The 13,384-nt window shown below is 63.0% G+C and carries 13 protein-coding genes; 6 read left to right on the forward strand and 7 right to left on the reverse strand.

Annotated features, from left to right (window positions below):
• Positions 1–58: 58 nt before the first annotated feature.
• Together AC1DWZ_RS17450 and AC1DWZ_RS17455 are read right to left on the reverse strand one after the other, a co-directional pair.
• Positions 59–1,729 (reverse strand): flavin monoamine oxidase family protein, encoded by a 1,671-nt coding sequence (locus tag AC1DWZ_RS17450; protein ID WP_477170205.1) that lies wholly within the window; start codon positions 1,727–1,729, stop codon positions 59–61.
• Positions 1,726–2,079 carry a DUF427 domain-containing protein gene (locus AC1DWZ_RS17455; protein WP_477170206.1) on the reverse strand — a complete coding sequence of 118 codons (354 nt, stop codon included), beginning with the start codon at positions 2,077–2,079 and terminating at the stop codon, positions 1,726–1,728. The genes AC1DWZ_RS17450 and AC1DWZ_RS17455 overlap by 4 nt, the downstream gene beginning before the upstream one ends.
• A 187-nt stretch (positions 2,080–2,266) precedes the next feature.
• Here AC1DWZ_RS17455 and AC1DWZ_RS17460 point away from each other — a divergent pair, with 187 nt between their 5' ends.
• From AC1DWZ_RS17460 to AC1DWZ_RS17470, 3 genes are all read left to right on the forward strand, one after another.
• Positions 2,267–2,881: a glutathione S-transferase family protein gene (locus AC1DWZ_RS17460; RefSeq protein WP_477170207.1), complete on the forward strand. Its 615-nt coding sequence runs from the start codon at positions 2,267–2,269 to the stop codon at positions 2,879–2,881.
• A 253-nt stretch (positions 2,882–3,134) separates the two neighbouring features.
• Complete coding sequence (locus tag AC1DWZ_RS17465; protein WP_477170208.1) at positions 3,135–4,586, forward strand: PAS domain S-box protein; 1,452 nt, start codon at positions 3,135–3,137, stop codon at positions 4,584–4,586.
• Between the two features lie 11 nt (positions 4,587–4,597).
• Positions 4,598–6,922, forward strand: a complete 2,325-nt coding sequence (locus AC1DWZ_RS17470; protein ID WP_477170209.1) for a PAS domain S-box protein — start codon at positions 4,598–4,600, stop codon at positions 6,920–6,922.
• Between the two features lie 42 nt (positions 6,923–6,964).
• Here AC1DWZ_RS17470 and AC1DWZ_RS17475 read toward each other — a convergent pair whose 3' ends face one another.
• The 5 genes from AC1DWZ_RS17475 to AC1DWZ_RS17495 all read right to left on the reverse strand — a co-directional run bounded on the left by AC1DWZ_RS17475 (position 6,965) and on the right by AC1DWZ_RS17495 (position 10,619).
• Positions 6,965–8,278 (reverse strand): NAD(P)/FAD-dependent oxidoreductase, encoded by a 1,314-nt coding sequence (locus AC1DWZ_RS17475; protein ID WP_477170412.1) that lies wholly within the window; start codon positions 8,276–8,278, stop codon positions 6,965–6,967.
• Positions 8,278–8,754 carry a YbaK/EbsC family protein gene (locus AC1DWZ_RS17480; protein ID WP_477170210.1) on the reverse strand — a complete coding sequence of 159 codons (477 nt, stop codon included), beginning with the start codon at positions 8,752–8,754 and terminating at the stop codon, positions 8,278–8,280. Before AC1DWZ_RS17480 ends, AC1DWZ_RS17475 begins: the two co-directional genes overlap by 1 nt.
• Entirely contained in the window at positions 8,751–9,596 is an 846-nt protein-coding gene (proC, locus tag AC1DWZ_RS17485) for a pyrroline-5-carboxylate reductase (protein ID WP_477170211.1), read from the reverse strand. Before proC ends, AC1DWZ_RS17480 begins: the two co-directional genes overlap by 4 nt.
• A 39-nt stretch (positions 9,597–9,635) precedes the next feature.
• Positions 9,636–10,139, reverse strand: coding sequence for a type III secretion system chaperone family protein (locus tag AC1DWZ_RS17490; RefSeq protein WP_477170212.1), 504 nt, complete (start codon positions 10,137–10,139; stop codon positions 9,636–9,638).
• Between the two features lie 231 nt (positions 10,140–10,370).
• Positions 10,371–10,619, reverse strand: a complete 249-nt coding sequence (locus tag AC1DWZ_RS17495; protein ID WP_477170213.1) for an accessory factor UbiK family protein — start codon at positions 10,617–10,619, stop codon at positions 10,371–10,373.
• Positions 10,620–10,711: 92 nt separating this feature from the next.
• Between AC1DWZ_RS17495 and lgt the strand changes: the two genes are divergently transcribed.
• The 3 genes from lgt to pgeF are packed head-to-tail and all read left to right on the forward strand — an operon-like array spanning position 10,712 to position 13,371.
• Positions 10,712–11,518, forward strand: coding sequence for a prolipoprotein diacylglyceryl transferase (lgt, locus tag AC1DWZ_RS17500; RefSeq protein WP_477170214.1), 807 nt, complete (start codon positions 10,712–10,714; stop codon positions 11,516–11,518).
• 6 nt (positions 11,519–11,524) lie between these two features.
• Positions 11,525–12,607 carry a class I SAM-dependent methyltransferase gene (locus AC1DWZ_RS17505; RefSeq protein ID WP_477170215.1) on the forward strand — a complete coding sequence of 361 codons (1,083 nt, stop codon included), beginning with the start codon at positions 11,525–11,527 and terminating at the stop codon, positions 12,605–12,607.
• Positions 12,604–13,371: a peptidoglycan editing factor PgeF gene (gene pgeF / locus AC1DWZ_RS17510; protein ID WP_477170216.1), complete on the forward strand. Its 768-nt coding sequence runs from the start codon at positions 12,604–12,606 to the stop codon at positions 13,369–13,371. Before AC1DWZ_RS17505 ends, pgeF begins: the two co-directional genes overlap by 4 nt.
• Positions 13,372–13,384: the final 13 nt, after the last annotated feature.

Raw genomic sequence — 13,384 nt, forward strand, 5'->3', positions numbered from 1 at the left:
CAAGCCCGGGGATGACGATTTAAATCGGGACAAAGGCCACAGTCCAACCGGCCCGCCCTCAATCCCCCAGCGCTACCGGGCCGATCTGGTGATAGACGTCGCCAGGGCCGGGATTGTCCTTGAAGGTCTTGCCGCCGAAATGGGTCATGACGCCCCAGACGGCGTTGAGGGCGGTCTGTACGGCGCCTTCGACCCAGGCCGGAATCCAGGCGACATCGTCGCCGGCCATGAAGATGCCCCGCTCGGCGGGCGGCATGTCCTTTTGCATGAAATGGCCGAACATGCGGTGATTGTAGCGGTAATGGCCCGGTAGTGCCCCTTTGAAGGCGCCGAGGAAATGCGGGTCGGCTTCCCAGCTTACCGTGATGGGATCGCCGATGACATGTTCGGCGATATTGACCTTGGGGTAGATCTTGGCGAGGGCCGACAAGGCAAGTGCCACGCGGCGGTCGACGGGGAGCGGCAGCATCTTCAGGGCGTCAGACATCCAGGTATAGGTGAGGCAGATGACACCGGGCTTGTCCGGCCCATTGTCGAAGAGATAGGTGCCGCGCGTCAGGCGGTCGGTCAGCGTCATGCTCATGACGTCGCGCCCCGTGACCGGGTCCTTGTCCTTCCAGAACGGACGGTCGACCATGACGAAAGTCTTCGAGGATTGCATGTAGCGCGTGCGGTCGAGCGCCATCCAGATCTTCTGCGAGAAGATGGATTCGTCGGTATCGATGCTGGTGGTGAGCAGCCAGCTCTGGCAGGTCGAGACCACCGCATCATAGGCCTTGGTACGGCCCCAGCGGTCGGTGACGTCGAAGCGCTGATCCGCACGGCGCTTGATGCGTGTCACACCCGGCAGGGGTGCGCCGCCATGAAGGCTGCTGAGTGAGGTGCCGGCCGGCCAATGTTTCAAGCGCACCGGTGCGCGGCGCCAGATGCCCTGCGGCACCTGCTCGACGCCGCCCTCGATGAAGCGCTGGTGATCGTCGCATTCGGTGACGTTGACGCGCAGGATCTCCAGCATCGAATTGGGGAAGTCGGAATCCCAGCCGCCGGTGCCAAAACCCACCTGCCCGAACACTTCGCGGTGGCGATAGCTCAATTTGGTAAAGGCCGAGGATTTGGTGACGAAATCATAGAAGGTACGCTCGTCCCATTCGCGCACCAGGGGATCCCAGATCGCCTTGATGGCCTTCACATCGCGGTTGCGGATCGCGCGCTGCAGTTCCGAATAATGGGCATGTTCTTCGAGGGCCACATGATAGGCATCCGCCACCTCGCGGAACATCGGCGGCAAATCGGCAAGGGTGCGGGCGTAATAGGTCTCGCCCTCAAGGTTGATCACCGTGCTGCCGGCGGCCTCGGTCAGCGGATTGGGAAAAGGCTGCGAGGCAAGGCCGAGGCGATCGACATAATGATAGAACGAGGTCGAAGAAACGGGAAAGCGCATGCCACCCAGTTCGGCGATGATGCCTGGAGGCGCCCCTTCGAAAGGCTGCGAGCGCAGGCGGCCACCCAGTTGCGAGGCTTCATAGACGACGGGCTTCAGGCCCAGCTTCATCAGCTCATAGGCCGAGACCAGGCCGGAAATGCCGGCACCGATGACAGCCACTTCGGCCCCGTGCTGGTCGGCCGGAATTTCGCCGATGCCCGCCGGATGCTTGATCCAATCGTCATAGGGGAAGGGGAAATCGGGCCCGAAGATGGTGACGGGCTTTTGCGTGCTATCGACGGTCACGGCAGGATCTCGATTGAATCGACTTTGTTCGGATAGAAGGCGAGGTAGCCGCTGATCTGGGCCACGGCGGGATAAGGCTGCTCATAGGTCCACACCGCATTGTCGCCGCTGCCCGGCAGCGCGTAATAGGCAGCGTCGCCCTTATAGGGACAGTGTGTCTGATGCGAACTGCGCGTGAGCTTCTCCATGCGCGCATCGGCCCGCGGGATGTACTGGACCGGCGGGTAGCTCGCCTCGGTCAAGGTCAGCGCGTTCCTGGTATCGGCGACGATCTCGCCAGCGACTTTAATGAGGACGCGCCCCTGGGTCGCTGCGATGGCGATGGGATGATCGGGTCCGGGCAATTTCACGTGGGGGTTCCCCTGTGTTGGAAGAATGTATGTCGGAAGAATGCTTGGCAGGGAGTCTAGGAAAGGCAGCTGTCCCTGTCGAGCCATGACTTCATGCGCCCAGATGCTCATGAAGGGTCGGCAGCATTGCCGGCGCGGGAGGTGCCCTGATAGGCTGCGTTCCTTGCAACGCCAGCTGGAGCAACCCATGCTGAAACTGTATTTTTCCCCGCAATCCTGCGCGCTTGCCTCGCATATCGCCCTTGAGGAAGCGGGGGCCGACTATCAGGCGGTGCGGCTGGACTTCGCACGCGGTGAGCAGCGTGAGCCCGAATATCTCAAGATCAACCCCAAGGGGCGGGTGCCGGCGCTCATCACCGACCGGGGGGTGCTGACCGAAACGCCGGCCATTCTGTTCTACGTTGCCCAGACACACCCCAAAGCCCAGCTGGGTGCCGACGACCCATTCGACATCGGCCGCCTGCAGGCCTTCACCAGCTATCTCTGTTCGACCGTGCATGTGGCGCATGCCCACCGGATCCGCGGCTATCGCTGGGCCGATGATGAGGCGAGCTTTGCAGACATGAAACGCAAGGTGCCGCAGACTGTGGGCGCCTGTTTCGAGCTCATCGAACAGGAGATGTTCGCGGGGCCCTGGGTGATGGGGGAGAGATTCAGCATTGCCGATCCCTATCTCTACACGCTGGCCACCTGGCTGGAGAGCGACGGGGTCGATCCCGCCAATTTCCCGAAGATCGCCGACCACCGGCAGCGCATGTCGGCACGCCCGGCCGTGGCGAAGGTGCTGAGCGCCCACAGCTGATCCGGCCTCTGCGATTTGGCCCTTGTGAGGCGATCGGGCAGGGCGATGGGAAAGTTTGCCGCAACGCCGCCGCGGCATGCTCTTCTAGTAGTTAAAAATTTGTTAATAGTTGCGATAACTTGTTGATTTAATATCTTGGCTTGCAATTGCATGACGTGAAGCAGCACACTTCGGGGAGGTGCCCACGATAGCCATTGTTGCAAGGCCATAACGGCCTGATCGTTTGCAGAATCGGACCGCAGGAGACCTGGCATTGGCTATCGCCCACCGCCCACCCGCCGGCCCACCCACCAATCCATCCGCCAATCCAGCCGCGGGCCTGGGCGACATACGCAGCGATGGCGATTCGCGCTTCCAGCGCGTGGTGGAAGCGTCACCCAGCGCCATGGTCATGATCAACGATGCCGGGCGCATCGAGATGGTCAATCTGCAGGCCGAGCGTGTCTTCGGCTATGCCCGCGACGAGATGGTGGGCCAGCCGGTCGAGATGCTCCTCCCACCGCGTTTTCGAGGCCATCATCCGGGCCTGCGCCACGCTTATTTCGCCGAGCCGCGATCGCGGCCGATGGGTGCCGGGCGCGACCTCTTTGGCATGCGCAAGGATGGGCGCGAGTTCCCGATCGAGATCGGTCTCAATCCGATCGAGACGGAAGAAGGGATGATGGTGCTCTCGGCCATCGTCGACATTTCCGAACGCAAGCACCTGGAAGAACGCTTCCGCCGCGTGGTCGAGGCCGCCCCCAATGCCATGGTCATGATCAACAGCGGCGGCCGCATCGAGATGGTGAACGCCCAGGCGGAGCGCGTCTTCGGCTATGCCCGCGCCGAATTGCTGGGCCAGCCGGTCGAGCTGCTGGTCCCCGACCGGTTCCGCGGCCATCATCCAGGCCTGCGGCAGGCTTTCCACAATGATCCGAATGCGCGCCCCATGGGGGCGGGCCGCGACCTCTTTGCCAAGCGCAAGGATGGCAGCGAGTTTCCCGTCGAGATCGGTCTCAATCCGATTGAAACGGAAGACGGCACCATGGTGCTTTCCGCCATCGTCGACATTTCCGACCGCAAGCAGAAGGAGCGCAGCATCGAGCAGGCGCTCCTGGAAAAGGATGTGCTGCTGGGCGAAATCCACCACCGGGTGAAGAACAACCTGCAGATCGTCCACAGCCTTCTCGACCTGCAATCGGCGCAGATCAGCGATCCGGTGGCGCTTGCCATGCTGCGTGACAGCCAGAACCGCATCCGCTCGATGGCGCTCATTCACCAGACGCTCTATCAGTCGAAGGATTTCGCCAAGGTGGATTTCGGCAATTTCCTCGACTCCTTCGCCCCCATCCTGGTCTCGTCCTATGCCGTCAACACCAGCGAGGTCGTGCTCGCCATCGAGGCTGACGGCATGGCGCTGCCCATCAATTGCGCCATTCCCTGTGGGCTGATCGTCAACGAGCTGATCTCCAACGCCCTCAAGCATGCTTTCCCGGATCAAGGCGGCGGCGAGATTCGCGTCGAATTGCGGCAGGATGGCGCGGACCATTTCCTGCTGGCGGTCAGCGACGATGGCGTCGGCTTGCCGCCGGGCCTCAACATCGAGACAGCACCCACGCTCGGCCTGCAATTGGTGACGTTGCTCACCGACCAATTGCGCGGCAAGCTGGCGATCGAGGCCAAGCAGCCAACCCGGTTCGCCATCCGATTTCCAACTCCGGCGTGAAGAGGCATCCCGTGAATGCACCGACGGTCATGGTGGTGGAAGACGAACGGATCGTGGCACTCAATCTGTGCCGGACGCTGACGCGGCTTGGCTACGAGGCATCGACCATCATTTCCAACGGCATCGACGCCTTGCGGCACATCGCCGAAAAGAAGCCCGATATCGTGCTGATGGATATCCATATCGAAGGCGATATGGATGGGATCGAGACGGCGGCCCGCATTCCTGAGAACCTGATGCTGCCGGTCATCTATCTCACGGCCTATTCCGAAGATGCCACCCTGGAGCGCGCGCGCGTCACCAGGCCCTATGGCTATCTGGTGAAGCCGTTCTCGGAACGCGAGCTGCACGCCACCATCACCATGGCCTTGCAACGGCGCGTGAGCGACGTCGCCGTCCGCGAGAGCGAAGAACGCCTGCGCCTGGCGCTGGCGGCAGCCGAACTCGGCTCCTGGGAGGTCGATCCCGATACCGGGCAGATTCTGTGCAAGGATCATGAGGGCTGGCTGTCGGATGCGACGCCGCGGCTGGTGGCCGAAAGCTTTCGCGACTTCCTGCCGACGGTTCACGAGGCCGACCGGGATCTGGTCCGCGCCGCCTTCGACATGGTCACGACGCAGAGCGATTTATGCGAGGTCGAGTTCCGCAAACCCGCGGCCGATGGCAGCGAGCGCTGGTTCCGCGTCATCGGCAAGACTTTTACCAGCGACACTGATCGGCGCCGGCGCCTGCTGGGTGTCGTGCGCGATATAACGGCCCTGAAGCAAAGGGATCAGGAACAGCACGCCTCGGAACAGAACTACCGCGCGCTCATTTCCAGCATCGATGGGATTGTCTGGGAGGCGGATATCAGCCGCAACCGGATCACCTATGTGAGCGACAGCGCCGAGCGCCTGCTGGGATATTCGCCCGAGCAATGGATGACCGAGCCCCTGTTCTGGGAGCGGCGGCTCCACGCCGACGATGCCGCCCAGGCGATCGCCGAATACACCGTGGCAGTTGCCGCCGGACAATCCTATGCGTCGACCTATCGCATGATCGACGGCAAGGGCGATATCGTCTGGATACATGAGGCCGTCTCAGCCATATCGCGGGATGGCCAGTCCAATTTGATGCGCGGCGTCATCGTCGACATCACCGGCCTCAAGGCGGCCGAGCAGGAAAGCGCTCGCACGGCAGTGCGCCTGGCGGAAAGCGAAAGCCGGCTCACCGCCATCCTGGACACCGCCGCCATCGGCATCGTGTCGGTCGACACCAAGTTCCGCATCATCTCCTTCAACCGCGAGGCGGAAAAGATCTTCGGTTACAGCGCCGCCGAGATGATTGGCAAGCCGCTGGATCGCCTGATCCCGCGCGATCTCCGGGATCTGCACCATGCTCATATAAGCGGTTTTCTGTCTGGCGGGACCCAGAGCGGCGCGATGGGCGATTGGCGCAATGTGAGCGGCCTGGCCGCCGATGGGCGCATCATCCCGCTGGCGACGATCATTTCGAGAGTCACAGTCGCCGGCAACTCGACCTTGACCGCCATCATGCGCGACATGACGGAGACGCTGCGGGCGGAGATAGAGTTGCGCCAGCTGCTGCGCGAGCGCGAGCGCGCCCTTGCGAAGGCCGAGGCGGCCAATCTCGCCAAATCCAGCTTCCTTGCCGTGATGAGCCACGAATTGCGCACGCCGCTCAATGCCATCATCGGCTTTTCGGAATTGATGGGCCGCGAGATCATGGGCCCGGTCGGCAATGAATCGTACCGGCAATATATCGCCGATATCCATCAAAGCGGCCGATTGCTGCTGACCCATGTCAACGGCATCCTCGATCTGTCACGCATCGAATCCGGCAAGCACGACCTCAATATCGGCAGTCTTACTTTGTCGGAAACGTGGGAACAGATCGCCAGCACGATCGCCGCAAACGCCACCAGCAAAGACATTGCCATCGAGGTGCCGGAAGATGGCGCATTCACCGTCGACAGATTCCTCGGCGATCGTCACGCCGTATCGCAGATTCTGCTGAACCTCGTCTCCAACGCGATCAAGTTCACGGCCACCGGCGGCAGGATCGAGATCGGCGTGGAAGACACTGGCACTGCGCGCGAACTGGCATTCTACGTCCGCGACAATGGCCGCGGCATCCCGGCCGACCGGCTCACCGACGTGCTGCAGCCCTTCGTGCAGATCTCGGATGCCCATACCCGCGATACCGGCGGCGTGGGCCTCGGGCTTGCCATCTGCAAATCGCTGGCCGAGGCCATGTCCGGCCATATCTCTATCGATAGCGAACTTGGCCGCGGCACCACGGTTCGCGTGTTCCTGCCGCGCCAGCCGGACGCCTAGCGCGGCACGGCAACGCCAACCTCACATGGCAATACCTGAAACTCAGTGCTCAGACCGGGCGCGCCGCAATTCGTGGGCGAGGCGGATCTTGGCGGCGACCGTAAAGAGCGGACCGCTGGGGATCCAGGTCGGTTTTTCCTGCCGCAGGGCATTGTCGATAAGGGCGGAACCGCCGCCGCCGGCATGCTCGGCCATCAATTTTCCAAGCAGGGTGCCGCGGGCGAGCCCCGCGCCATTGTAGCAGCCGGCCGCAAAGAGGCCCGGCGCCAGCGCCTCGAATACGAAGCGGCCATTGCGGCTGGCGCACATATGCCCGGACCAGGTGAATTCGATGGCATCTTCCCTCAGGAAAGGGAAACGGTGCTTGAGGCCCATCTCGTGCCAGGCGCGGCGCTGGCCCAGCATGCTCTCGGAGATGCCGCCCGGCTCATATTCGGCAGTGTTGCGCATGAGAATGCGGCGATCGTTGGTGAGGCGCACGGTGGCGCCACCTTCGATCGGGCACAATGTTCCCCAGGGCAACGCCCGTCCCATTTCCGCCTCTTCGCTGTCGGTCAAGGGCCGCGTCAGGCTGGCGGTGAGCGAGATCGGAAACACCTGGTTCCGCTTCAAGCCCAGCCGCGGCATGAAGGCATTGAGGCCGACGATCACCTTTGACGCGGTGATGCTGCCGTCGCGCAACTCGATCACGGCACCGCCGGCCGGGCGTGCTGTGAGCTTTGCAGCTTCGGTATTCTCATAGACCTCGACCTGCGGCGGCAATGTATCGATGAGGCCCTTGGCGAAGCGCGCCGGCTGCATCAGCGCGTTGCCGCTGCCGATCCACAATCCATGCTGATAGAAGGAGATGCCAAGGCGCGCCTTCAGCTCATCGGCTTCCAGCAGCTTGGCCTCGCCGCCCAGCTCCAGGATATCCTGTGCGATCTTACCGCGCTTCTTGAACTTGTCCGCCTCGCGTACGGCAAAGATATAGCCGCTCTGCACATAGTCGCAGTCGATCTCGAGCGTCTCCACCAGCCGCTTCACTTCCGCCCCGGCGGCACGGTGGATGTCCCATTGCGCCTGGTAAGCGGCACGGCTGGCGACGCTGGCAAGATCACCGGGCTGCGGCATTTCCATCGACACGGCAAAACCGGAATTGCGCCCGGTCGCCCCCTGCCCCAACCGCTTGCGGTCGATAAGCATGATCCGTTCGTTGGGATGCAGCTCGGCAAGCCGCCGCGCCGCAGCAAGGCCGGTGAAGCCACCGCCGATGACCAGCCAGTCGGTCTGATGCTCGCCAGTGAGCGCCGGGAATTCCCGGTAGCTGCCAGCAAGAGCAATCCAGCCGCTGCGGTCGGTGACTGCTGTCATCATCACGCCTTCACATCCACGATCTGCCCGCCCGTCACCTGAACCAGTTCGGCCGGGGTCAGGCGGAAGACGGCATTGGGGGCGCCGGCGGCGGCCCAGATTTCCTGATAGTGTAGCAGATCGGCATCGATGAAGAGGACGACCTTGCCGGTATGGCCGAGTGGGGCCACACCGCCGATGGCAAAGCCGGTCTCGGTCCGGACGAAGTCGGCATCCGCCTTGCCGATCTTTTCGCCTATGAGGGCGCTCAGTTTCTTTTCATCGACGCGGTTGATGCCCGACGCAATCACCAGGACCGCGCGACCGGATTCCCTGCCGCGGAAGACGAGGGATTTGGCGATCTGCGCCACCTCGCAGCCGATGGCGGCTGCGGCATCGGCTGCAGTACGGGTCGAGGCGTCGAACTCCCGGATTTCAGCAGCGACGCCCGCCGCAATCAGCGCGGCGCGAACGCGTGCAACGCTGCCGGTGTCGGTCAATTCGCAAGCTCGCGCGAGCGTTTGGTGGCGGCGGCGATGGCGCGGTTCATCAGCGGCTGGATGCCGTCATCGGCCATCAGCACATTGACCGCCTCAAGCGTGGTGCCCTTGGGGCTCATCACTGCCTGCCGCAGCGCCGTTGCGGATTCGCTGGATTGAAAAGCAAGCTCGCCGGAGCCGCACACGGTGGAGCGCGCGAGCTGCATGGCGAGGTCGGCCGGTAATCCGTTGACACGGCCGGCCTCGGCCAGCGCCTCGATGAGCAGGAAGACATAGGCCGGGCCACCGCCGGAGACCGCGGTCACCTGGTTGAGGAGCGCCTCGTCATCGACCCAGGCCACCTCGCCCACCGCCGATAACAATTGGCCGCAAAGGTCGAGAATGTTGGCCGGCACATTGGGGTCGCGGCAGATCACGGTCATGCCGCGGCTGACCGCAGCCGGTGTGTTCGGCATCGAGCGCACGATGAGCGCGTCCTGCCCAAGCATTTTTTTGAAATAGGCCACCGTCTTGCCGGCGGCGATGGAGAGGAAGGTCGTGCCAGGCCCAGCTAAGTGTTTCCCAGCCATTTTTTTGTAATGGCCGAGCGCTTCGTCCATGAATTGCGGCTTCACGGCGAGGAGCACGATCGCGGGCTTGAGATCCTGGGGCAATTGATCGGGGCTGGTCAGGATATGAACGCCGGCCGCCGCCACGTCGTCGAGGTCCTTGGGGGCGAGGTCGACCACAAAGACCTGGGCCGGATCGACACCCTGTTTCAGCCATCCACGCAGGAGCGCGCCACCCATCTTGCCGCAGCCGACGAGCAGCAGCGCGCCCGGTAGTGTCAATTTGCCAGCCATGTCATCCCCGCCCTTGTTACTCTGGGCGGTTGATGAATGTCAGGCGTTGCCCACCGTATCGAGCAAGGCCGCTTCGACCGCCTCCTGCGGCTTCTTACCGCCCCAGAGCAGGAATTGGAAGGCGGGGTAGAAACGCTCGCATTCGTGGATCGCAGCTTCCATCAGATCTTCGAGCTGTTCGGAGCTCACCCCCGCGGTGCCACGCAGCAGGATGGTGTGGCGGAACATGGGCGACGATTCCTCGGAGCACAGGTCGAAATGACCGAGCCACAGGCGTTCGTTGATATGCGCCAGCAATTCGGAAACCCCAGCACGCTTGCCCGCCGGCACCTTGGTATCGAACAGGCAGGAGAAGTAAAGGGCCCCCAAATCCTCCTGCCAGACAAAGAACATGCGGTATTCGCACCACTGGCCGGTGAATTCGACAATCATCTCCTCATCGGTCGAGCGGTCGTAGCGCCATTCGTTGGCGTTGACCAATTCTTCCATCATATCGAGGGGATTAGCGGTCGGGGCCAGGGTCGATTCGTGGTTCAGCTGCATCGAAAGCGCCCTCCATGCGGGTGGCAGCCGGCGAACCGGCCGCCAGTGATCGACCAGACTCTAGGCCTTTCGGAGCCGCCACGGCTGGGGCGCGCGACCCCTAAGGATTGACGGGATTGGTTAATTTCCCACCACATTTAGAGTCGCAAATTTGCGGGTGCAGTGCAAGAGACATTTACGAAGTTTAATGAGGCGGGGTCGGGCCAGGGTCGAGATTGAGGGCGGATCGGCCTATTTGGCCAGTTTCGCCTCGATCTCCTGGAGGCGGCGCTCGAGCTTGATCTGCTCGGCGCGGGCTTCCTGGGCCACCGACTTCATGGTCTCGAATTCCTCGCGGCTGACCAGGTTCATGCGGGAGAGCAGGCGTTCCAACTGCTGCTGCACCTTGGCCTCGATTTCCTGGCGCAGACCCGTAAGCGACCCCAGGGCGCCGGTCGCCACCTTGGCCATATCGTCGAGAATCCGGTTGTCGCTCTGCATGGTGTCATGTCCCTAAGCTTGTCGGCACGTTCCTGGGCCTTATATAACCGAGCCGCGCCCCGCTGACGAGGGCGGCTTTGCAAGGCCCCAGCATGACCCCGGACACCAGCTATTTCATCTTCCCGGAATTCGATCCGGTTGCCCTTTCCCTCGGCCCCATCGTGATCCGTTGGTATGCACTGGCTTACATCGCCGGCATTCTCCTGGGCTGGCGCTACATGCTGCACCTCGCCAAGAAGCCGCCAGCCATCGTCAAGCCCGGCCATTGCGAGGACATGATCACCTGGGCGACGCTGGGGACCATCATCGGCGGGCGCCTGGGACACGTATTGCTGTGGGATCCCGGCTACTACTTCGCCCATCCGCTGGAGATCCTGATGGTGTGGAAGGGCGGCATGGCGTTCCATGGCGGCCTGCTCGGCGTCATCATCGCCATGGTGATCTATGCGCGCCGTGCCAAGATTCCCTTCTTCGCTTTGGCTGATCTTGCCGCCGCTGCGACACCAATCGGTCTTGGCCTCGGGCGCCTTGCCAATTTCATCAATGGCGAACTCGTGGGCCGGCCGACGGACGTGCCCTGGGCGGTGATCTTTCCGCATATCGACAATCTGCCCCGGCATCCCAGCCAGATCTATGAGGCCTTGACCGAAGGCCTGCTGCTGTTCGTGGTCCTGGCGATCCTCGCCCACCAGCGGAAGATTCGCGAGCGCCTGGGGACGCTCAGCGGCGTGTTCCTGATCGGCTATGCTTTGTCGCGCATGCTCTCGGAGATGTTCCGCGAGCCGGAGACGCTGACCGGCACCTTGGTCGAGACCACGTGGGGGCAATGGCTGAGCGTCCCCATGCTGGTCTATGGCCTCTATCTGGTGTGGCGTGGACGCCGGCTAGATCTGAAGTGACCGGCCATGCACCCGGCTGAGCGCAGCATCCGCCACCGCATCGCCCTTGAGGGACCGCTGACGGTAGCAGCCGTGATGGAACAGGCGCTGGCCGGACAGAGCGGCTATTACCGTGACACTGATCCGCTTGGGCCCGAGGGCGATTTCATCACCGCGCCCGAGGTCAGCCAGATGTTCGGCGAGCTCATTGGCCTGTGGTGCGTCGATACCTGGCAGCGCTTGGGGTCGCCGGCATCGTTCCAACTTGTGGAGATCGGCCCCGGCCGCGGCACGCTGATGGCGGATGCGTTGCGCGCAGCCCGCGTGGCGCCGGACTTTCTCGGCGCCAAGCACGTCAATCTCATTGAGATCAGCACCGCGCTGAAGGAGAAGCAGGCGGAAAAGCTCGGCGATCATGCACCGGCATGGCGCGACAGTCTCACCGACGTGCCGGCCGGGCCGATGATCCTCATCGCCAACGAACTTTTCGATGCGCTGCCGATCCATCAATTCGAGATGACGGCGCAGGGCTGGCGCGAGCGGGTGGTGGGCCTTGCCGGTGATGATTTGCAGTTCGGCCATGCCCCGCCCTCTTCAGCATTGGCGCTGCTGCGGGCGGCGCATGCACGAGCAGAACCCGGCGCCATTGCCGAAGTATCGCCGGCATCGATTGCGCTGATGGACGGGATCGCCCGGCGCCTGGTGAAGCAGGGTGGTGCCGCCCTCGTCATCGACTACGGGCCGGCAGACAGCGGGCTGGGTGATTCGTTCCAGGCGCTCAAGAACCATCGCTATCACATGCCGCTGCAGGAACTGGGATCTGCCGACCTCACCGCCCATGTGGATTTCGCATCCCTTGTTGAAACAGCGCAGCAGGCGGGTGCCCTGGCGTTCGGCCCGGTCACCCAGGGTGATTTCCTGCGGGCGTTGGGCATCGAGCTTCGCGCCGACATGCTGGCCAAAAAATCGGATCTCGCCACGGCCGGGATCCTGCGGCGGCAGGTGCACCGCTTGATTGCACCCGAACAAATGGGCAGGCTGTTCAAGGTGATCGGGGTCGCTGGCCCGGAACTCGAGCAGAACGCATTGGGAGGATTGGCGGGATTATGATCGTACGTGTCGATGCGCTGCAGAGGCTGCCCAATATCCGCCACGGCTTTCTGACACGGCGCGGTGGGGTGAGCGACGGTATCTATGATTCCCTGAATTGCGGCCTCGGCACCACCGACGACCGCGCGCATGTGTTCGAGAACCGCGCCCGCGCCATCAAGGCGGCGGGCCTGCCCGAAGGGCCGCTCAACACCGCCTATCAGGTACATTCCGCCAAGGTGCTGGTGGTCGATGAGCCCCTCGACCAGGACAATCGCCCGCAGGTGGATGGTCTGGTGACCAAAGTGCGCGGCATCAATCTCGGTGTGCTGACTGCCGATTGCGGACCGGTGCTGTTTGCGGATGCGGAAGCCGGCATTGTGGGGGCGGCCCATGCCGGCTGGAAGGGTGCATTGACCGGCGTGCTGCAGGAGACCGTGCGGGTGATGGAGAGCCTGGGCGCCCGGCGCCAGAATATCGTGGCTGCCGTCGGCCCTTGCATCGGGCAGGATTCTTATGAGGTCGGTACAGAATTCCCGACACCCTTCATCGCCCAGGATGCGGACAATGCGCGCTTCTTCGGACCCGCCGATGCCTGCCGCAAGTTCCACTTCGATCTCGCGGGCTATTGTGCGGCGCAGCTCAGGCAATTGGGTCTGGCCGAAATCGTGGTGAGCGGCCATGATACCTGCGCACTGGAAGAAGATTTCTTCAGCTACCGCCGCAAGACCAAGAGAGGCGAGCCGGATTACGGCCGCCAGGTTTCCGTGATCGGGCTCGTCTAACGGATTGGGAGAA

Source organism: Dongia sp. P2_B8, from assembly GCF_056404715.1.

Coding starts and splice junctions, on each gene's coding strand:
- AC1DWZ_RS17490 (WP_477170212.1), bottom strand. CDS start 10,139: ATGCAGCTGAACCACGAATCGACCCTGGCCCCGACCGCTAATCCCCTC.
- AC1DWZ_RS17460 (WP_477170207.1), top strand. CDS start 2,267: ATGCTGAAACTGTATTTTTCCCCGCAATCCTGCGCGCTTGCCTCGCAT.
- lgt (WP_477170214.1), top strand. CDS start 10,712: ATGACCCCGGACACCAGCTATTTCATCTTCCCGGAATTCGATCCGGTT.
- proC (WP_477170211.1), bottom strand. CDS start 9,596: ATGGCTGGCAAATTGACACTACCGGGCGCGCTGCTGCTCGTCGGCTGC.
- pgeF (WP_477170216.1), top strand. CDS start 12,604: ATGATCGTACGTGTCGATGCGCTGCAGAGGCTGCCCAATATCCGCCAC.
- AC1DWZ_RS17495 (WP_477170213.1), bottom strand. CDS start 10,619: ATGCAGAGCGACAACCGGATTCTCGACGATATGGCCAAGGTGGCGACC.
- AC1DWZ_RS17505 (WP_477170215.1), top strand. CDS start 11,525: ATGCACCCGGCTGAGCGCAGCATCCGCCACCGCATCGCCCTTGAGGGA.
- AC1DWZ_RS17475 (WP_477170412.1), bottom strand. CDS start 8,278: ATGATGACAGCAGTCACCGACCGCAGCGGCTGGATTGCTCTTGCTGGC.